The 18397-nt window shown below is 64.3% G+C and carries 22 protein-coding genes; 10 read left to right on the top strand and 12 right to left on the bottom strand.

The genetic code is table 11. The features are described 5' to 3' along the window. Positions 1-153: 153 nt before the first annotated feature. From rpmH to Q5701_RS16225, 9 genes are all read left to right on the top strand, one after another. A complete protein-coding gene (gene rpmH, locus Q5701_RS16265; protein WP_126156037.1) occupies positions 154-288 on the top strand; it encodes a 50S ribosomal protein L34 in 135 nt (44 codons plus the stop codon). A gap of 44 nt (positions 289-332) precedes the next feature. Continuing rightward, positions 333-734 (top strand): ribonuclease P protein component, encoded by a 402-nt coding sequence (gene rnpA / locus Q5701_RS16260; protein WP_373568562.1) that lies wholly within the window; start codon positions 333-335, stop codon positions 732-734. Continuing rightward, positions 731-994 (top strand): membrane protein insertion efficiency factor YidD, encoded by a 264-nt coding sequence (gene yidD / locus Q5701_RS16255; RefSeq protein WP_234853807.1) that lies wholly within the window; start codon positions 731-733, stop codon positions 992-994. Before rnpA ends, yidD begins: the two co-directional genes overlap by 4 nt. Beyond that, positions 978-1853: a tRNA 2-thiocytidine(32) synthetase TtcA gene (gene ttcA, locus Q5701_RS16250; RefSeq protein WP_306752047.1), complete on the top strand. Its 876-nt coding sequence runs from the start codon at positions 978-980 to the stop codon at positions 1851-1853. Before yidD ends, ttcA begins: the two co-directional genes overlap by 17 nt. A gap of 103 nt (positions 1854-1956) precedes the next feature. Then, on the top strand, positions 1957-3786 hold the full coding sequence (yidC, locus tag Q5701_RS16245) for a membrane protein insertase YidC (protein ID WP_306752046.1): 1830 nt from the start codon (positions 1957-1959) through the stop codon (positions 3784-3786). Beyond that, entirely contained in the window at positions 3783-4544 is a 762-nt protein-coding gene (locus tag Q5701_RS16240) for an MOSC domain-containing protein (protein ID WP_306752045.1), read from the top strand. Before yidC ends, Q5701_RS16240 begins: the two co-directional genes overlap by 4 nt. After that, positions 4541-5191, top strand: a complete 651-nt coding sequence (gene yihA, locus Q5701_RS16235) for a ribosome biogenesis GTP-binding protein YihA/YsxC (protein ID WP_306752044.1) — start codon at positions 4541-4543, stop codon at positions 5189-5191. Before Q5701_RS16240 ends, yihA begins: the two co-directional genes overlap by 4 nt. 60 nt (positions 5192-5251) lie before the next feature. Further along, a complete protein-coding gene (gene argB, locus Q5701_RS16230; protein ID WP_234855826.1) occupies positions 5252-6151 on the top strand; it encodes an acetylglutamate kinase in 900 nt (299 codons plus the stop codon). A 75-nt stretch (positions 6152-6226) separates the two neighbouring features. After that, positions 6227-6745, top strand: coding sequence for a SixA phosphatase family protein (locus Q5701_RS16225; RefSeq protein WP_306752043.1), 519 nt, complete (start codon positions 6227-6229; stop codon positions 6743-6745). 67 nt (positions 6746-6812) lie between these two features. On the opposite strand, the gene Q5701_RS16220 is transcribed toward Q5701_RS16225, so the two are convergent. The 10 genes from Q5701_RS16220 to Q5701_RS16175 all read right to left on the bottom strand — a co-directional run bounded on the left by Q5701_RS16220 (position 6813) and on the right by Q5701_RS16175 (position 16423). Next, a complete protein-coding gene (locus tag Q5701_RS16220) occupies positions 6813-7601 on the bottom strand; it encodes an amino acid ABC transporter ATP-binding protein (protein ID WP_306752042.1) in 789 nt (262 codons plus the stop codon). Positions 7602-7611: 10 nt separating this feature from the next. Next, positions 7612-9066, bottom strand: a complete 1455-nt coding sequence (locus Q5701_RS16215) for an amino acid ABC transporter permease (protein WP_306752041.1) — start codon at positions 9064-9066, stop codon at positions 7612-7614. 1 nt (position 9067) lies between these two features. Beyond that, entirely contained in the window at positions 9068-10324 is a 1257-nt protein-coding gene (locus Q5701_RS16210) for an amino acid ABC transporter permease (RefSeq protein WP_306752040.1), read from the bottom strand. 111 nt (positions 10325-10435) lie between these two features. Then, positions 10436-11452: an amino acid ABC transporter substrate-binding protein gene (locus Q5701_RS16205; protein ID WP_234853815.1), complete on the bottom strand. Its 1017-nt coding sequence runs from the start codon at positions 11450-11452 to the stop codon at positions 10436-10438. Between the two features lie 162 nt (positions 11453-11614). Then, entirely contained in the window at positions 11615-12328 is a 714-nt protein-coding gene (locus Q5701_RS16200; RefSeq protein ID WP_306752039.1) for an ATP12 family chaperone protein, read from the bottom strand. Between the two features lie 10 nt (positions 12329-12338). Next, positions 12339-13400, bottom strand: coding sequence for an RluA family pseudouridine synthase (locus tag Q5701_RS16195; protein WP_306752038.1), 1062 nt, complete (start codon positions 13398-13400; stop codon positions 12339-12341). Next, complete coding sequence (locus Q5701_RS16190; protein ID WP_306752037.1) at positions 13397-13762, bottom strand: fluoride efflux transporter FluC; 366 nt, start codon at positions 13760-13762, stop codon at positions 13397-13399. Before Q5701_RS16190 ends, Q5701_RS16195 begins: the two co-directional genes overlap by 4 nt. 31 nt (positions 13763-13793) lie before the next feature. Further along, positions 13794-15110: a replication-associated recombination protein A gene (locus Q5701_RS16185; RefSeq protein ID WP_306752036.1), complete on the bottom strand. Its 1317-nt coding sequence runs from the start codon at positions 15108-15110 to the stop codon at positions 13794-13796. Positions 15111-15157: 47 nt separating this feature from the next. Next, positions 15158-15748, bottom strand: a complete 591-nt coding sequence (locus Q5701_RS16180; RefSeq protein WP_234853820.1) for an acyl-homoserine-lactone synthase — start codon at positions 15746-15748, stop codon at positions 15158-15160. 63 nt (positions 15749-15811) lie between these two features. After that, positions 15812-16423 (bottom strand): helix-turn-helix transcriptional regulator, encoded by a 612-nt coding sequence (locus Q5701_RS16175; protein WP_234853821.1) that lies wholly within the window; start codon positions 16421-16423, stop codon positions 15812-15814. Positions 16424-16520: 97 nt separating this feature from the next. On the opposite strand from Q5701_RS16175, the gene Q5701_RS16170 reads away from it, so the two are divergent. Then, entirely contained in the window at positions 16521-16715 is a 195-nt protein-coding gene (locus tag Q5701_RS16170; RefSeq protein ID WP_234853822.1) for a hypothetical protein, read from the top strand. Positions 16716-16739: 24 nt separating this feature from the next. On the opposite strand, the gene rplQ is transcribed toward Q5701_RS16170, so the two are convergent. Both rplQ and Q5701_RS16160 read right to left on the bottom strand, forming a co-directional pair. Beyond that, the gene (gene rplQ / locus Q5701_RS16165) at positions 16740-17159 is read right to left on the bottom strand and encodes a 50S ribosomal protein L17 (protein ID WP_234853823.1); all 420 of its coding nucleotides are present in this window, start codon (positions 17157-17159) and stop codon (positions 16740-16742) included. Positions 17160-17279: 120 nt separating this feature from the next. Beyond that, positions 17280-18296 (bottom strand): DNA-directed RNA polymerase subunit alpha, encoded by a 1017-nt coding sequence (locus Q5701_RS16160; RefSeq protein ID WP_306752035.1) that lies wholly within the window; start codon positions 18294-18296, stop codon positions 17280-17282. Positions 18297-18397 lie beyond the last annotated feature (101 nt).

Here is an 18397-nt window from a genome sequence, read left to right as displayed (position 1 = left end):
CCGGTTGCGCGAATGACCGCCTTAATGGTTGACGGGACCGGCCCCTTGATCTATCCAGCGGGCTTCGAACAACCGGCGCGTTCGCGCGAAGGGTGGCTTTTGCCATCCCGCTCTGCCGCCCGCCCCCCGCAGATACGACCTCGGAGACTGACGATGAAGCGCACCTTTCAACCCTCGAATCTCGTTCGTGCGCGCCGCCACGGCTTTCGCGCCCGCATGGCCACCAGCGGCGGCCGTCGCGTGCTGAACGCCCGCCGCGCCAAGGGCCGCAAGCGTTTGTCGGCCTGATCCTTTGCGGCGGGCACGTCCCGCCGAACCAAGGGCTTTTGCATATGCCGCCCCTGCCCCATCCCGTTGCCGATGCGCGACCCCCGGATGACGGCACGGCGGCATTTCGCATGTCCATGCCTTCCGTGATAGCCAAGCGCGCGGATTTCCTGGCGGCGGCGCGGGCCTTGCGCCAAGGAACGCCCGGCTTTCAGCTGCAGGCGCGGGACCGGGGCGATGGCGCCGCGTTTCGGGTGGGCTTCACCTGTTCCAAGAAGATCGGCAATGCGGTGATGCGCAACCGCGCCAAGCGGCGGCTGAGAGAGGTTGCCCGGCTGCATCTGCCCCGCGATGCCCGGCCGGGCTGGGATTATGTGCTGGTCGGCCGCCCCGAGGCGACCGTCAGCCGCGATTTCGCCGACCTGTGCCGCGACCTGGCGAACGCGCTGCGAAAGATCCACCCGTGACGCCCCTGGCCCATCTGGTCGCTCTGCCGGTGCGGGCCTATCGGCTGGTGGCCTCGCCCTGGGTCGGGCATGGCTGCCGGTTCCAGCCGACCTGCTCCGCTTATGCCCTGGACGCGCTGTCTCGCCACGGCGGGTTGCGCGGGGGCTGGTTGGCGGCACGGCGCATCGGGCGCTGTCACCCCTGGGGCGGATCGGGCTATGACCCGGTGCCGGGCAGCGACCCTGACCACGAAAGGCAGTCCGATGCTGGACGACACTGACGACCTGACCGAGATTCACCCGCTGTTCGCGGGCGCGCCGTCCTCGACCGAATTTCGCAAGCTGCGCAAGCGGCTGGTCCGTGAAACCCGCCAGGCGATCGAGGATTACGGCATGGTCCGCCCCGGTGACCGCTGGCTGGTCTGCCTGTCGGGCGGCAAGGACAGCTATACCCTGCTGGCGGTGCTGCACGAGTTGAAATGGCGCGGGCTGCTGCCGGTGGATCTGCTGGCCTGCAACCTGGACCAAGGCCAGCCGAACTTCCCGGCGACCGTGCTGCCGCAATTCCTGACGGAACGGGGCGTTGCGCACCGGATCGAATACAAGGACACCTATTCTGTCGTCACCGACAAGATCGCGCCCGGCGGCACGATGTGTTCGCTGTGCTCGCGCCTGCGGCGCGGCAACCTGTACCGGATCGCGCGCGAGGAAGGCTGTTCAGCCGTCGTGCTGGGCCACCACCGCGACGACATCCTTGAGACGTTCTTCATGAACCTGTTCCACGGCGGCAGGCTGGCGGCCATGCCGCCCAAGTTGCTCAATGAGGATGGCGACCTGACCGTGCTGCGCCCGCTGGCCTATGTGGCCGAGGCCGATTGCGAGCGGTTTTCGCGGGCGATGAACTATCCCATCATTCCCTGCGACCTGTGCGGCAGCCAGGAAGGGCTGCAACGCGTGCAGGTCAAGCGACTGCTGGACGAATGGGAGGCGCGCAGCCCGGGCCGCCGCCAGGTGATGTTCCGCGCCTTGTCGAATGTGCGCCCCTCGCACCTGCTGGATCCCAAGCTGTTCGACTTTGCGTCCCTGTTTCCGGCGGCCGAGGCCGCAGGAAACGGCAACGTTCCACGGCTGCGGGACTAGGATCGGACGCCGCGGATGCAGGGCCGCCCGGCCAAATCCGCTTGACTGTTAACCGCCCCTTCTGTTGAAGCGGCGCGACGGACGCGAGAAGGCTGGAAAGCGCATGGAAGACAATAACCGCAATCTGATCCTGGCGACGGTCCTGTCGTTCCTGGTGATCCTGGTTTGGTACACGGTCTTTGCGCCCGAACCGCCCGCGCCCATGGAACAGCCGGTCGCCGTGGAAAGCCAGGCCCAGGACGTGCCGCTGGCCAACCCCGAAAGCAGCACCCTGCCCGCCGACCTGGGCGCGCCTGCCGACGCCGCGCCGCAGGCTGGACGGGTCGAGATCCAGACCCCGTCGCTGTCCGGCTCGATCTCTCTGGCCGGTGGCCGGATCGACGACCTGCTGCTGACGAAATACCGCGAAACGCTGGACGACAATTCGCCCAATGTCCGCCTGCTGTCGCCGTCATCCGCGACGGCCACGGATGCCATCCAGACCGGCGCCGCGAAACCCTATTACGCCGTTTATGGCTGGACCCCGGGTCCGGGCGTCGATCCGGCGCTTGTGCCCGGCCCCTCGACCATCTGGACCGTTGAATCGGGCGACACCCTGGCCCCCGGGCAACCTGTCACGCTGGCCTGGGACAATGGCGCAGGCCAGATTTTCCGTCGCACCTTCGCGGTGGACGAGGATTACCTGTTCACCGTCAGCCATGCCCTGCAGAACAACGGCGACGCGGCCTTCACCGCCGCGCCCTATGGCATCATCGCCCGCCACGGCCATCCCGACACACAGAACTTCTTCGTGCTGCACGAAGGCGCGGTGGGGATGTCCGACGGCACGCTGACCGAGCTGAAATACGACAATATCGCCGAACTGGACCCCCTGGAACGCGAGGGCCGCGCCGAAGTGACGCAGGTCAACAGCAACGGCTGGATCGGCTTTACCGACAAGTACTGGATGACCACGCTGGCCCCCGCGCCGGGCCAGGCCTTCACCTCGGTCGTGAAATACGCCGAGGGCGCGGACATCTATCAGACCGAAGCCCGCTATCCGATGCAGACAGTCGCGCCGGGAACCCAGGTTTCCGCCGACAGCTATCTGTTCGCGGGCGCCAAGGTCTGGGAAACCATCAACGCCTATCAGGAAACCCCGGGTATCCAGGGCTTTGTCGACTCGATCGACTGGGGCTGGTTCTATTTCCTGACCAAGCCCATCTTCCGCCTGCTGCACTGGCTGCATGGCATGATCGGCAACATGGGCTGGTCCATCATCGCCCTGACCTTCATCCTGAAGACGCTGGTCTTTCCGCTGGCGCGCAAATCCTACATCTCGATGGCGAAGATGAAGGAATTGCAGCCCCAGATGGAGGCCTTGAAGGAACGCACCGGCGATGATCGCATGAAGTTCCAGAAAGAGATGATGGAGCTTTACAAGCGCGAGAAGGTAAACCCCGCTGCCGGCTGCCTGCCGGTGCTGCTGCAAATCCCGATCTTCTTCGCGCTCTACAAGGTAATCTTCGTCACCATCGAACTGCGCCACGCCCCCTGGATCGGCTGGATCCAGGACTTGGCCGCGCCCGATCCCTCGTCGCTGCTGAACCTGTTCGGGCTGCTGCCCTTTGCGCCCCCCGCCCAGGGCACGCTGCTGCATTCGCTGTCGCTGCCCGCGCTTGCCATCGTCCTGGGGATCAGCATGTGGATCCAGCAACGGCTGAACCCGGCCCCTGCGGACCCGGCGCAGAAGATGATCTTCGCCTGGATGCCCTGGATCTTCATGTTCATGCTGGGCGGTTTCGCCTCGGGCCTGGTGCTTTACTGGATCACCAACAACCTGATCACCTGTGTGCAGCAATACACGATCATGTCCATGCACGGCCACCGGCCCGACCTGTTCGGCAACATCAAGGCGGCGATCCCGTCGCGACCCAAGAAGGACAGCAAGTGACCGCGGCCCTGGCCCATATCCGCCGCCATCCGATCAAGTCGGTCGGCGGAGAAGGGCTGGACCGCGTCGCCCTGTCTGCGGCACGCCGCCTGCCCGGCGACCGTGAATGGGCTGTGCTGACGGATGCGGGTGAACGCAACGCCCAGGCCAGCCAGACGGCGGGCGAGCCTGACCGCTGGCTGCCAAAGTCCTGCTTCCTGCGCGGCGTGTCCTCGCCGCAGGTGCAGGCGATCAGCGGGGGGTGGGAGGGTGACACCCTGGTCCTGCGCCAGCCTTCGCAGGCCGACCTGACCATCAACCCGGAAACCGACGGTGATCGCCTGGTTGAATGGCTGCGCCCGCTGTGGCCCGTGAATGCCCCCGCCCCCACCCGGCTGGTGCGCGGTGCGGCCATCTGGACCGACCAGAAATGGCCCTGGATCTCCATCCTGTCGCTGGCAAGCCTTGCAGACCTTGAAGCACGCACGGAACGGACCCTGGGCATCCACCGCTGGCGCGGCAACCTGTGGGTGGATGGCTGGGACCCCTGGACCGAACGCGACCTGATCGGCCACATCATCAGCATCGGCGATGTGGAACTGCGCGTGACCGCCCAGATCGGTCGCTGCGAGGCGACCAGCGCCGATACCGACACCGGAGAACGCGACATCGATATGCTGGCCACGCTGGAACAACTTTACGGCCATACCGATTTCGGCATCTTCGCCGAGGTCGTGACCGGCGGCACCATTGCCTTGGGTGACGAGGTGACGGCATGAAGGTCGCCTTTCCCGTCGCCCCCGAACCCGATGCCGAGGCGGCCGAGGCCGCGCGCCTGCTGTTCGCCGGCCCGGTCGATTTCCTCAAGGGCGTGGTCGCCATGGACGGCCTGCCCCCCGCCGACCGCCCCGAGGTCTGCTTTGCCGGCCGCAGCAACGTGGGCAAGTCCAGCCTGATCAACGCCCTGACCGGCCGCAAGGGCATTGCCCGCGCGTCCAACACGCCGGGCCGCACGCAGGAAATCAACTATTTCACCTTGGGCGAACACAGCTATCTGGTGGACTTGCCCGGCTATGGCTTTGCCAAGGCACCGGTCGCGGTTGTCGCCAAATGGCAGGCGCTGCTGAAGAATTACCTCGCCGGACGCCCGACATTGCGCCGCGCCTTTTGCCTGATCGATTCGCGCCACGGCGTAAAGCCCGTGGACCACGAGATCATGACCCTGCTGGACCGGTCCGCCGTTCCTTTCCAGGCAGTCCTGACCAAGATCGACAAGCTGGGGCCGAACGCCCTCCAGCCGGTGATCGACCAGGTCGAGGCAGAGTTGCAGAAACATCCTGCCGCCTTCCCCCAGATCGTCCTCACCTCATCCGACAAGGGCCAGGGCATCACGACCCTGCGCGCGATCATAGCCGGTCTGGACTGATCCGCTGATGCGTCCTAGGGTCCGCCCGTCACACAGGGGCTAAGGATGAGAAAGCAGAACATGAACCGCGACTGGACCGCCACCGCCAGAACCCTGTCCGAGGCCCTGCCCTATCTGCAACGCTATTCCGGCGCTGTCGTCGTCGTGAAGTTCGGCGGCAATGCCATGGGCGACGACGACGCCATGGCCGAATTCGCCCGCGACATCGTGTTGATGAAGCAGGTCGGCATGAACCCGGTCGTTTGCCACGGCGGCGGCCCGATGATCAATGAATTGCTGGCCCGGCTGGGCATCGAAAGCACCTTCGTGCGCGGCAAGCGCGTCACCACCAAGGAAACGGTGGAAGTGGTGGAGATGGTCCTGTCGGGCCTTGTCAACAAGCGCATCGTCCAGGCCATCAACGACGCGGGCGGCCGCGCGGTCGGCATCAGCGGCAAGGACGACGACCTGATGGTCTGCGAGGTGGACGATCCCGAACTGGGCTTTGTCGGCCGCCCGATCGAGATGAATGTCCAGATCATCCGCGACCTTTACAAGGCGGGCCTGATCCCGGTCATCGCCCCCGTCGCCACCGGCATGGCCGACAACGAGACCTTCAACGTCAACGGCGACACCGCCGCGGGCGCGATCGCGGGCGCCCTGCGCGCCGACCGGCTGCTGCTGCTGACCGACGTGGCAGGCGTCAAGGATGCCAATGGCGAGGTTCTGACCCAGATCCACCCCGACCAGGTGCGCCAGATGATCGCGGACGGAACCATTGCGGGCGGCATGATCCCCAAGACCGAAACCGCCCTGAAGGCATTGGAGGAAGGCGTGCGCGCGGTGGTGATCCTGGATGGACGGGTGCCGAACGCCAGCCTTCTGGAACTGTTCACCGAACATGGGGCGGGCAGCCTGATCCGGTCCACGCCGCCTTCCACCCGTCCGCGCGGGCTGCGCCAGGGCGAAGCGTCCCTGTAAAGACCACGCCTTGCCGAACGCGCGGGGTAATGGCAGGCTGCGCTCAGCTTGGCAAGAAACAGGGACAGATCGCATATGACACCGCTTGGACATCGACGGCTGATCCTGACGCGCCACGCCAAATCGGCCTGGGATGATCCGAACCTGGCCGATCATGACCGCCCGCTGAACGACCGGGGCCGCCGGTCCGCGCTCGCGCTTGGCGACTGGATGGCGTCGCGCGGCTATGAACCCGAGGAAGTCTTGTGTTCCTCTGCGGCCCGTACCCAGGAAACCTGGGCCACCATTGCCAGCGCCCCCCTGGAGGTTCGCCCCCTGCTGCGGATCGAGGCCGGGCTTTACCAGGCTGGCCCCGAAAAAATGCTGTCGATCCTGAAGACCGCGACGCATCCGACGGTGATGATGCTGGGCCACAACCCCGGCATTTCCGAATTGGCGGCACTGCTGCCCGCGCGCCTGCCGCTGGATCCCGACTTCCGCCGCTATCCCACCGGCGCGACCCTGGTCGTGGATTTCCAGGTGGACAGCTGGTCCCAGGTCGAGCCCGGCCAGGGCAGCGTCATGGATTTCGTGCGCCTCGACGGACGCAACTGAACCCCTTTCACTTTGGCTTGAATATCCCACAGGGGGTCCGGGGGACGTGAAGTCCCCCGGGCTGCCCTCAGTGTCCCAAGATCTGTGACAGGAACAGCTTGGTCCGTTCCGACTTGGGATTGTTGAAGAACTCGTAAGGCTCGTTCTGTTCGACGATCTGGCCCTGGTCCATGAAGATCACCCGGTTGGCGACCGCCTGGGCAAAGCCCATCTCATGCGTGACGCAGATCATCGTCATCCCCTCCTCGGCCAGCGCGATCATCGTGTCCAGAACCTCCTTGATCATCTCGGGGTCGAGGGCGGATGTCGGTTCGTCGAACAGCATGATCTTGGGCTGCATGCACAGCGACCGTGCGATGGCCACGCGCTGTTGCTGGCCGCCCGACAACTGGCCCGGGTATTTATGCGCCTGTTCCGGGATCTTGACCTTTTCCAGAAAGCGCATGGCCGTTTCCTCGGCCTGGCGGCGGGGCACCTTGCGGACCCAGATCGGCGCCAGGGTGCAATTCTCCAGCACCGTCAGATGCGGGAACAGGTTGAAGTGCTGGAACACCATCCCCACCTCGGACCGCACCTTGTCGATGTTCTTGATGTCGTTGGTCAGTTCGATCCCGTCCACGACGATATGGCCGGACTGATGTTCCTCCAGCCGGTTGACGCAGCGGATCAGGGTCGATTTTCCCGACCCCGACGGCCCGGCGATGACGATCCGTTCGCCCCGGTGGACGGTCAGATCGATGTCGCGCAGCACATGGAACGACCCATACCACTTGTTCATGTTGCGGATGTCGATCGCGACTTCGTCGCTGATCTGCATATGGCTGCGGTCGATGGGCCGGGTGTTGTGGTCGCTCATGGCGGTGTCCTTACCTGTGGTCGCGAGCCAGACGGCGTTCGAGATACATCGAATAGCGCGACATGCCGAAGCAGATCAGAAAGAAGATGCAGCCGACAAAGATATACGGCTCCCAATAGATGCCCTTCCACGAGGTGCTGGCGCGCACCGCGTCGGACATGGATTTCAGCGGATCGTAAAGACCCACGAAGGTCACCAGCGTGGTGTCCTTGAACATCCCGATAAAGGTGGAGACGATGCCGGGGATGGAAATCTTCAGCGCCTGCGGCAGCACGATCAGCCGCTGCGCCTTCCAGTAGTCCAGGCCCAGGGCGTCGGCGGCCTCGTATTGTCCCTTGGGCAGGGCTGCCAGCCCGCCCCGTATCACCTCGGCCATATAGGCGGCGGCGAACAGCGTGACCATGATGATCACGCGCAGGATGATGTCGAAATTCGTGCCGGGCGGCAGGAAATAGTTCAGCAGCAGGGAGGCCACGAACAGCAGCGCGATCAGCGGCACACCTCGGATGAATTCGATGAAGATCACCGCAAGTGATTTCACCAGGAACATATCCGACCGCCGCGCCAAGGCCAGCACGATGCCCAAGGGCAGCGACATGGCAATGCCCGCCACCCCGATGGTGATCGACAGCAGGAAGCCACCGAACTGGTCTGATGCAACGGCGGGAATGGCGAAGGACGCGATCCCCTGGGCATCGCGCGCGGCCTCTCCGGCATAGCCGGTCCACCAGATCAGGGGAATGACCAAGGCCGCGACAACGGCGGCGATGCCGGAAAAGGGGTTCAACACCCGCCAGGCGATCCAGCCCAGGATCGGACCGGCCAGAACCATGATCGGTCCCCAGGCCGATCCTCCCCACAGGAACCAGACCCCCATCAGCGGATAAAGGATCGAGAAGACCAGCAGCCAGGTCACATTCCGTTCCGAAATCGCCAAGCCGCCGACCAGCATGAGGGCGGCAAAGACCAACCATGCGGCGGGCGCCCCAAGCGTGATCATCAGCCACAGCGTGACCACCGTAGCCACCCCCAGCACGATGCGGCGGATGCGGGGGGATTCCGAAAACAGCACGGGCGTCAAGGCCAGGAACAGCAGGCCAAAGGCCATGGTCGGGCGCCAGTAGAGTTCGGGCGGATAGAAGCCATAGACATACTGGTTCCAGCGTTCGCGGATCACCGCCCAGCAGGCGCCGCGCGCCCCCTCGCCCCAGGTTTCGGCGATGATCTGGCGGCATTCCGACAGGCTGCCCGCGTTCCAGACGGAATGGGCGAACCAATCCCAGAAATGGCTGAACAGAAACCAGACGATCAGGATGCCCAGGATGGTCAGGACCGTGTTGACCGGACCCGAAAACAGGTTCATCCGCAGCCAGCGAACCGCCCCTGCCTCTCGGATCGGGGGTTCGGCAGGGGGCAGCATGGTGTCTCGGACAAAGGGGACAGTTTGGGCGTGGGTATCGCTCATCTCACCGTTCCTTCAGCTTGACGCGTGCGTTGAACAGGTTCATCCCCGACGAGATGATCAGGCTGAGCGTCAGATAGACCCCCATCATCAGCACGATGGCCTCCAGCTCTCGTCCCGTCTGGTTCAGCGTGGTGCCGCCCAGCGTGCCCTTGATGTCCATATAGCCCACGGCGATGGCCAGCGAACTGTTCTTCATCAGGTTCAGGTATTGCGAAATCAGCGGCGGGATGATCACCCGCAGCGCCTGGGGCAGGATCACCAGGTTCATGGTCCGACCCGGGCGCAGGCCCAGGGCAAAGGCGGCCTCGGATTGGCCCCGGCTGACGGCCAGGATGCCGGCGCGGACGATTTCCGCGATGAAGGCCCCGGTATAGAGCGTCAGGGCCAGCCACAATGCGACAAGGCCGTTGGCAACGTTCAGGCCGCCGGTGAAGTTGAAGCCGCGCAGTTCCGGGGGGATCATGTGCAGGCCGAAATACCAGATCAGCAGCAGGGACGGCACCGTCATAACGGCCAGGCTTATCCACCAGGTCGTGGGACGGCTGCCGGTCCGGTCCTGGACCTGCTGCGCCCAGGCGCCGATCATGCGCCGGATGATCCAGCCCCCGACCAGCGCCACCACAAAGGCAATGGTCGCCCAGCTAAAGGTGATCCGCGCGCCCAGATCCAGGCTGCCCGGATCGTTGGTCATTCCCAGCGTCGGGATGGCGGTATAGCGATTGGTCAGCGCCACATGGTCGAACAGGATCATGCCGGCGGCCGGATCGTCGCCGCGAAAGGCGTTGGGCGGCGGCATCACCTCGGTGAAGATCGCAAAGACGATCAGGATCCACAGCAGCAGGGGCACGTTGCGGAACGCCTCGACATAGACGGTCATCAGCCGTGCGATCAGCCAGTTGTTCGACAACCGCGCCACGCCCGCGACGATGCCCAGGAAGGTGGCGGCGATGCAGCCCAGGATCGACACGATCAGCGTGTTCAGTAGCCCGACAAAGGCCGCGCGCAGATGCGTGTCGTCCGAGGTATAGGGGATCGGCGTTTGCGGGATGTCGTAACCTGCGCGCTGCCACAGGAAGCCGAAGTTGAAATCCTTGCCCAGGGCCGCAAGGTTGCGGATCGTGTTGTTGACCAGCCACCAGGCCAAGGCCATCACCAGAATGAACACGATCACCTGGAAGGTCATCGACCGATAGCGCCGATCATAGATCAGCATACTGGGCCGGAACGGCGGAGTCGCCGGCACTGAGATGTCCGTCATTCGATCTTACCCCTGTAGCCGGTGATGCCTTTGGTGGCAGCGTTTGTCGCAACCGGTCTTTTGCTTAAGCAAAGGGGGCGCATCTGCGCCCCCTTCGGTCTTGGTCATGCCTCAGCGGAAGGGCATCGCATACATCAGGCCGCCCTGCGTCCACTGGGCGTTCAGGCCGCGGGCCAGACCGATCGGGGTTTGCTCGCCGATGTTGGCCGCGAAGATTTCGCCATAGTTGCCGCTGGCCATGATGGCGCGCTTGGCCCATTCCTTGTCCAGGCCGATCATCGCACCCAGGTCATCGGTCACGCCCAGAAGGCGCTGGACCTCGGGGTTCTGCGAGGAGCTGGTCAGTTCCTCGACATTGGCCGAGGTGATGCCGTATTCCTCGGCCGCGATCAGCGCGTAAAGGGTCCAGCGGACAATGTCGCCCCAGTTGCTGTCGCCATGGCGCACCGCAGGCCCCAAGGGTTCCTTTGAAATGATTTCGGGCAGGATGATGTGGTTTTCGGGATCGGCGAAGGCCGCACGGGTTGCAGCAAGGCCCGACGCATCGGTCGTGTAGGCATCGCAGGCCCCGGCCATGTACTGCTGCTCGCCCTCGGCATTGCTGTCGATGTTGACGGGCGAATAGGTCATGTTGTTGGCCTTGAAGTAATCGGCCAGGTTCAGTTCCGTGGTGGTCCCGGTCTGGATGCAGACCGTTGCGCCTTCCAGTTCCTTGGCCGAGGTCACGCCCAGATCCTTGCGGACCATGAAGCCCTGGCCGTCATAGTAATTGACGCCGACGAAATCCAGCTTCAGGTCGGTATCGCGCGAGAATGTCCACGTCGAGTTCCGGGCCAGCAGGTCGACCTCGCCCGAGGACAGGGCGGTGAACCGCGTCTGGCCGGTCGTGGGGACGTATTTCACCTTGGTCGCATCGCCCAGCACGGCAGCAGCGACGGCCTTGCAGATATCGACATCAAAGCCTGTCCAGTTTCCGTTCGCGTCCGGCGCGGCAAAGCCGACAAGTCCGGTGTTCACGCCGCAGTTCAGTTCACCGCGCGCCTTCACATCGGCCAGCGTGTCGGCCATGCCCACCCCGGCCATCAGCGTGGCGGCGGCGACAGAACCCAGAAATACCGAAATCTTCATTTCTACCCCTTTGTTGGTTGCTGTCCCTGCCGGGCAGGGGCAGCGCCCGAACCTTGGCGGCCGGGCTTTTTTCGTGGAAGCCCGCTCAAGAGGCGTCCCATAGGCAACATAGTGCCGATCCTTCCCGATGCGTCAAGCGTGACGCCCTGCCGGAGGGCATATTCAACTGAGGCGTGACAGATGCCAAAGCCGTTCTGCAATCAGCATCGCGGCCTTGCGGCTTTCGGCGGCCTCCCGTGCCTCGTCGTCCTGGCCCCATTGTTCCGCCTGGAAATCCTCGTCGATGCGAGAGATGCGGAATGCTTCCGCCGCGTCGATCCGGCCCCGGACGACCGCCAGGCCCAGGACCAGCGATCCGGGCAGCGTCACAAGATCGTGCAAGGCGGTCAGGCCGAAGCTGTCCAACCCTGCGACATAGCCATGCAACCGCGCCAGCGCCTGCGGATCCTGCGCGATGGGGATCACGCCATGGGTGATGCGCAACGGCGCGCGCAGATCCGTGGCCGCCCAGTCGACCAGGGGATCCCAGGCCCCGGCCTGGCGGCGCGCCAGTTCCGCCGGCTGGTCGGCGCGATAGGACAACAGGTCGGTGCCGCCATATTCGGCCAGCATGGCCGCGACACCGGCAAATTGGGGCGTGACCTTTTCAATGGCGGAATTCGCAGCCCGGGTCAGCGGCATGGTGTTGGGATCGATCACATCGGCCTGCGCGTCCCATTCCTGCGCCACGGCCCAGGCCAGGGCCTCGACCGGCAGCAGCAGCGGCAGCTTGCCGGGGGTGCGCAGGGGGCGATCATCCAAGAGAACCTCGAATCCCTGCCCGACCGGCCGGACCGACGCCGCCTTCCAGAACCGCCGCGCTTTCCATTCGCTCATGCCGATTGCCCTATTCGTTATCCGCGAAGGGATCATCGGGCACGTCGTTTTCGTGCCAGCCCAGCGTTTTCCAGGTGCGCGCCATGTGGTCGGGCAAGGGCGCGGTCAGGGTGACGCGCTTTTTGGTGATGGGATGGTCGAATGTCAGGCTGCGGGCATGAAGATGCAGCTTCTTGCTGATTTCCCCGCCCAGTTGCGCGCCCCAGCCGTCGCCCAGGTTCTCCTGCCCCGAACCGCCGTATTTTCCATCCCCCACGACGGGGTGGCCCAGTTCCGCCATATGCGCGCGCAACTGATGGGTCCGCCCGGTGATCGGCACAAGCGCGCACCAGCTGGCCCGCGTGCCAAGCGCGTCCAGCACGGCATAATCGGTCGTGGCGCGCTTGGCGCCCTCGGTCGCGTCGATGTCGCGGGGATGGACGGCGATCATCTTTTCGCCCTCGCCCCCGCGGCCATGGCCCGGCGCCTTGACCAACCCATACCGCACCGTTCCCATGCGCGGATGGGGAACGCCCGCGACAACGGCCCAGTATATCTTGCGCGTGGTGCGGGACCGGAACGCCTCGGACAGGGCGCGCGCGACGCGGTCGGTGCGCGCCAGCAGCAGCACGCCGGATGTATCCTTGTCCAGCCGATGCACCAGCTTGGGCCGGTCCTTGTATCCGAACATCAGTGCCGTGGTCAGCCCGTCCACATGACGATCACCCTGGCCGCTGCCGCCCTGGGACGGAAGGCCCGGCGGCTTGTTCAGCGCGATGATGTGTTCGTCCTTCCACAGGACCGCCGCCTGGATCATCTGCTGGTCGCTGTCGGACACGCGCGGACCCAGAGGCCGGTCCTTGGCACGGGCGGGCATCGGGGCCGCGTCCGGCAAGGGCGGGATGCGAACCTCTTGCCCGGTCTCGATCCGGGTCGCGGGCTTTACCCGTCCCCCATCGACGCGGATCTGGCCGGTGCGGCACAGCTTTTCGATGGCGACCTGGCCCAACTGCGGAAACTTCTTCTTCAGCCAGCGGTCGAGACGCTGTTCGCCCTCGTCCCCGCCCACGCTGATGGTCTGAACGCCGCTCATGCGAAGATCCCCCGGCCCATGGCCATGCCGGCAAGGACCGCCAGCAGCGACACCAGAACCGATCCCGCGACATAGGTTGCCGCAAGCGCGCCCTGCCCGCGTTCCCACAGGGTCACCGCGTCCAGCGAAAATGCCGAAAAGGTGGTGAAGCCGCCAAGGATGCCGGTCAGCAGCAAGGGCGCCCAGGCCCCGCCCCGTTGCGCCAGCAGGGCCGACAACAGGCCCATGACAAGGCTGCCGGCAACATTGACGGCGAATGTTGCCCACGGAAGCCCCTGCGCGGGGATCGCACGATATATGCCAAGGCGCGCCACCGATCCGATGGCACCGCCAACGGCGACCTGAAGATATGGATTCATCATGGGGTGGTCCTGTTCCGACTGTTGCGCAAAGTCAACCGCCGCGCTTCAACCGCTGCGACACGAACCAGTCCAGCCGCTTTTTCAATTCCCGCTCAAAGCCGCGCTCGACTGGGACATACAGCACCGGGCGCTTCATGCCGTCGGGGAAATAGTTCTGGCCCGAAAACCCGTCCTCGGCGTCGTGGTCATAGGCATAGCCCGCGCCGTAACCCTGGTCCTTCATCATCTTGGTGGGCGCGTTCAGGATATGGGCGGGCGGCATCAGGCTGCCGGTTCGCTTCGCCTCGGCCCGGGCGGCCTTGTAGGCCGTGTATCCGGCATTCGACTTGGGCGCGAGCGCGAGATAGATCACCGCCTGCGCCAAGGCCAACTCACCTTCGGGACTGCCCAGGCGTTCATAAAGCGCCCAGGCGTCCAGGCAATGGCGCTGCGCCGCCGGATCGGCCAGGCCGATATCCTCGACCGCCATGCGGGTGATGCGGCGGGCGAGATAACGCGGATCCTCGCCCCCTTCCAGCATCCGGCCCAGCCAGTACAGAGCCGCATCGGGGTCGGACCCGCGCACCGATTTATGCAGGGCAGAGATGAGGTTGAAATGCTCGTCCCCCGACCTGTCGTATTTCGCGGCACGCCGCATCAGCCGCTGGGCCATGGCAGGCTGGTCCATCGGCTTGTCGGTCTTCCAAGCCGCCACCTGCTCGATCAGGTTGAGGGCGGCGCGCCCGTCGCCGTCAGACATTTCCAGCAGCGCTTCCCGTGCCTCGGCCGTCAAGGGCAGCTTGCGGCCCAGCTCGCGTTCTGCCCGCTGCGCCAGCAGTTCCAGGTCGCGCAGGGACAGGCGTTCCAGCACGATCACCACCGCCCGCGACATCAGGGCGGCGTTCAGTTCAAAGGACGGATTCTCGGTCGTCGCACCGACCAGAAGGATCGTCCCGTCCTCCATATAGGGCAGGAAACTGTCCTGCTGCGCCTTGTTGAAGCGGTGGATCTCGTCTACGAACAACAGCGTCCCGCGACCCTGCTGACGGCGCAGCCTGGCCGTGTCGAACACCTTGCGCAGTTCCGGCACGCCGGAAAAGATGGCGCTGATCTGCACGAATGCCAGGTCGGTTTCATCCGCCAGAAGCCGCGCGATGGTCGTCTTTCCGACGCCCGGCGGCCCCCAGAGGATCAGCGAGGACAAGCTTTTCGAGGCCAGCATCGACCCCAGCGGCCCGTCCGGGCCAAGCACCTTGTCCTGGCCGATCACATCGCCCATGCGCACGGGGCGGATGCGGTCAGCCAGGGGTCGCACCGCCGGGGTGGGCGGTGGATCGGAAAAGGTGCTGGCGTCGAACAGATCTGGCATGATGCAGCCAATGTAGGACGGCCGGGCCGCTGCGAACAGCCCCGCCGTCAATGCATCTTCGGCGCCAGATTGATGGCGACGCACTGGAAGTTGGCGTCGTCGATCCACATGACACGGCCGATCGCCTCGGCATCAAGGCCGCAACGGCCATACCACCGGGGCCAGCTGGCGCCCGTCAGTGCGATCAACCGCGTGGCGCCCAGTTCACGGGCCGATCCGGTCATCGCCTCGACCATCTTGAAGTGGACCTTGCGGCGGTACATCTGCGGAATGTCGTGGCTGACGAACACGCGCGAGCATTCCCAGACCTGGTCGTCCACCGGTGCCTCGGCGTCCAGCAGATCCTGCGGGATCGATCCACCCAGGATGCCTTTTTGCGCATCGCGGATCATATAGCTGTAGATCCCGCAGCGTGCGGTGGTGGGCGTCAGGCGGAAGCCGGCAAGAACCTCGCCCTTGTCATGGACGGCGATCCAGCGGCTTTGCGGCGTGTCGTACTGGTCGAATTCCATGTCCTCGGCTTCGGGCAGATCCCAGTTCTTCTGGATGATGAAGCTCTGCTTGCGGGCGCGAAACAGCTTGGCGAACAACTCGCCATGGTTGTGGAGGTTTGAAAAAGAAAGCGTGGTCGTCTGCATTGTCATTCTCCTGGGGTGTAAGGACAGCCCCTCCTCGCGTCCCGGATCCCCTGGGCGAACGCCTTATAGCAGGCGGTACTCCTTGGCCCTTTGCAGCGCCTCGGCGGTTGTGCGTGCCTTCAGTCTTTCGCGGACCGAGATCAGCCTTGCCTTGAACGCGCTTTCGGTAATGCCAAGTTTGGCTGCCGCTGCCGCATGACGATCACCCTCCGCGACGCAACGAAGGGCTTCTTTCTGAGCCTTGGTCAGGCTCGCCGGCGGCTCTGTCGAATCGTGGAGCCGACGTACCGTGGTCGAGATCTCGGCGATCTCGGCATCCGTGAATTCGCGGTCATCGCGGGCAAAGCTGGCGATGGTGCGTGAATTGATGGGACCATAGGAAACCGTCAGCCCGAAGGTCAGGCCGTGGTTCGCCGCGTCCTTGAGAATGCTGAACGGATCCGGGATCGGCAGGCTGGACCAGCGGCAGGCCCCCGTTGTCGAGAAGCCCCAGGCAATCGTCGGATCGCGCAGCGCATAGCCATTCTGGGAATAAAAGTCCGACCATTCCTGGGGATAGGTCTGGAACTGCATCAGGGGGGCGGCAAACCGAATATGCAGCCCGACAAAATAACCCGCCGGGGCCAGCTTCCCCAGTTTGTGCAGGCCAGCATTGATATCGGCGCGTGATGACATGACTTTTTAGACAAATTGTGTTTGAAGGCGTCAACGTACAAAGTAGTAGTGACCGATAATAGTTGCCATATCCTTAATGGGATAGGAGAACCCGCCTATGCGGCCATCCAGCGACATTTCCGCGCTGCCCGACGAACTTCGCCAGCAGTTGCTGGCGATGCCCTTGACAGGGGATGAGCGACAGGACGCCGCCCGTGCGCTTTTGCGGATGATCGATCCGACGAAATCCGGTCAATTTTGCCGCAACGTCATGAAAAACGCCCCGCAACCCGGATGGCTGCGAGGCGTCTGATTCCATCGCTCGATGAACGATGCCTTATTCGGCGTCGGCAGCCTCGGCCTCGACACGGGCACGGTCGGCCGCACCCTTGGCAGAAGGATCGCGGTCAACGAATTCGATGATCGCCATCGGCGCCATGTCGCCATACCGGAAACCGGCCTTCAGGACACGGACATAGCCGCCCTGGCGGTCCTTGTAGCGCGCGCCCAGCACCTCGAACAGCTTGGCGACATACTGATCCTGCTTCAATTGCGACGCAGCCTGACGGCGGGCGTGCAGATCGCCGCGCTTGGCCAGCGTGATCAGCTTTTCGATGATCGGGCGCAGTTCCTTGGCCTTGGGCAGGGTCGTCTTGATCTGCTCGTGCTCGATCAGCGAGCCGGCCATGTTGGCGAACAGCGCCTTGCGGTGTTCGTGGGTTCGGTTGAGGCGGCGATAGCCACGGGCGTGACGCATGATGATTCTCCGTTTACGTCTTTTGCTTTGTCCGGCAGCCCATGCGTGCGGGCCGCTCTCCTTGGGGCGGGAAGCCCATATGTCGCAAGGTGCGTGCAAGCACGCACCCTACGGTATCTTTCAGAACTGGTCGTCGAACCGCTTGGCAAGGTCCTCGATGTTCTCTGGCGGCCAATCGACAACGTCCATGCCCAGGTGCAGGCCCATGCCCGACAGCACTTCCTTGATCTCGTTCAAGGACTTGCGGCCAAAGTTCGGGGTGCGCAGCATCTCGGCTTCGGTTTTCTGGATCAGATCGCCGATATAGACGATGTTGTCGTTTTTCAGGCAGTTGGCCGAACGGACAGACAGTTCCAGTTCGTCCACCTTCTTCAGAAGGCGCGGGTCGAATTCCAGGCCGTCTTCCGAATCCTGCCGGTTCGCCGATTCCGGCTCGTCGAAGTTCACGAAGACCGACAACTGGTCCTGGACGATGCGCGCGGCATAGGCCACGGCGTCTTCCGGGGTCAGCGAACCGTCGGTTTCGATCTTCATGGTCAGCTTGTCATAGTCCAGCACCTGACCTTCGCGGGTCGGCGTGACTTCATAGCTGACGCGCTTGACGGGCGAGAAGATCGCGTCGATCGGGATCAGCCCGATGGGCGCGTCCTCGGGGCGGTTCTTGTCGGCCGCGACATAGCCCTTGCCCGTCTGCACGGTCAGTTCCATGTTCAGGTCGGCGCCGTCGTCCAGGTGGCAGATGACGTGGTCGCGGTTCAGAACCATGATCCCGGCAGTCTCCTGGATGGCGCTGGCCTTGACCTCGCCCGGACCCTTTGCGGACAGGGTCAGGCGCTTCGGCCCTTCGACATCCATCTTCAGCGTCACGCCCTTGAGGTTCAGGACGATGTCCGTCACGTCCTCGCGGACGCCGGCGACGCTGCTGAATTCATGCAGGACGTTGTCGATCTGGACCGAGGTGATGGCCCCGCCTTGCAGCGACGACAGCAGCACACGACGCAGCGCGTTGCCCAGCGTCAGACCAAAGCCGCGTTCCAGCGGTTCGGCAACCAGCGTGGCGGTGCGGGTGGCATCCGCGCCTTGCTTGACGACCAGCTGAGTCGGCTTGATCAGCTCGGCCCAATTCTTGTGGATCATGCGTTTGCCTCCATTCTTGTTTCCGTCCCATGTCCGTGGTCGGAAACGCCCGAGGTTGAAAACGGAAAGACCGAACCGCGCGAGCGACGCGCAGTCCGGGT

The organism is Paracoccus actinidiae, assembly GCF_030863885.1.
Classification (GTDB): Bacteria; Pseudomonadota; Alphaproteobacteria; order Rhodobacterales; family Rhodobacteraceae; genus Paracoccus; species Paracoccus everestensis.
This window is presented reverse-complemented; position numbering and strand designations above follow the sequence as displayed.

Excerpts from the sequence above, each read along its gene's own strand:
- rpmH (WP_126156037.1), top strand. The coding sequence starts at position 154 with ATGAAGCGCACCTTTCAACCCTCGAATCTCGTTCGTGCGCGCCGCCAC.
- rnpA (WP_373568562.1), top strand. The coding sequence starts at position 333 with ATGCCGCCCCTGCCCCATCCCGTTGCCGATGCGCGACCCCCGGATGAC.
- ttcA (WP_306752047.1), top strand. The coding sequence starts at position 978 with ATGCTGGACGACACTGACGACCTGACCGAGATTCACCCGCTGTTCGCG.
- yidC (WP_306752046.1), top strand. The coding sequence starts at position 1,957 with ATGGAAGACAATAACCGCAATCTGATCCTGGCGACGGTCCTGTCGTTC.
- yihA (WP_306752044.1), top strand. The coding sequence starts at position 4,541 with ATGAAGGTCGCCTTTCCCGTCGCCCCCGAACCCGATGCCGAGGCGGCC.
- argB (WP_234855826.1), top strand. The coding sequence starts at position 5,252 with ATGAACCGCGACTGGACCGCCACCGCCAGAACCCTGTCCGAGGCCCTG.
- Q5701_RS16225 (WP_306752043.1), top strand. The coding sequence starts at position 6,227 with ATGACACCGCTTGGACATCGACGGCTGATCCTGACGCGCCACGCCAAA.
- Q5701_RS16220 (WP_306752042.1), bottom strand. The coding sequence starts at position 7,601 with ATGAGCGACCACAACACCCGGCCCATCGACCGCAGCCATATGCAGATC.
- Q5701_RS16215 (WP_306752041.1), bottom strand. The coding sequence starts at position 9,066 with ATGAGCGATACCCACGCCCAAACTGTCCCCTTTGTCCGAGACACCATG.
- Q5701_RS16210 (WP_306752040.1), bottom strand. The coding sequence starts at position 10,324 with ATGACGGACATCTCAGTGCCGGCGACTCCGCCGTTCCGGCCCAGTATG.
- Q5701_RS16205 (WP_234853815.1), bottom strand. The coding sequence starts at position 11,452 with ATGAAGATTTCGGTATTTCTGGGTTCTGTCGCCGCCGCCACGCTGATG.
- Q5701_RS16200 (WP_306752039.1), bottom strand. The coding sequence starts at position 12,328 with ATGAGCGAATGGAAAGCGCGGCGGTTCTGGAAGGCGGCGTCGGTCCGG.
- Q5701_RS16195 (WP_306752038.1), bottom strand. The coding sequence starts at position 13,400 with ATGAGCGGCGTTCAGACCATCAGCGTGGGCGGGGACGAGGGCGAACAG.
- Q5701_RS16190 (WP_306752037.1), bottom strand. The coding sequence starts at position 13,762 with ATGATGAATCCATATCTTCAGGTCGCCGTTGGCGGTGCCATCGGATCG.
- Q5701_RS16185 (WP_306752036.1), bottom strand. The coding sequence starts at position 15,110 with ATGCCAGATCTGTTCGACGCCAGCACCTTTTCCGATCCACCGCCCACC.
- Q5701_RS16180 (WP_234853820.1), bottom strand. The coding sequence starts at position 15,748 with ATGCAGACGACCACGCTTTCTTTTTCAAACCTCCACAACCATGGCGAG.
- Q5701_RS16175 (WP_234853821.1), bottom strand. The coding sequence starts at position 16,423 with ATGTCATCACGCGCCGATATCAATGCTGGCCTGCACAAACTGGGGAAG.
- Q5701_RS16170 (WP_234853822.1), top strand. The coding sequence starts at position 16,521 with ATGCGGCCATCCAGCGACATTTCCGCGCTGCCCGACGAACTTCGCCAG.
- rplQ (WP_234853823.1), bottom strand. The coding sequence starts at position 17,159 with ATGCGTCACGCCCGTGGCTATCGCCGCCTCAACCGAACCCACGAACAC.
- Q5701_RS16160 (WP_306752035.1), bottom strand. The coding sequence starts at position 18,296 with ATGATCCACAAGAATTGGGCCGAGCTGATCAAGCCGACTCAGCTGGTC.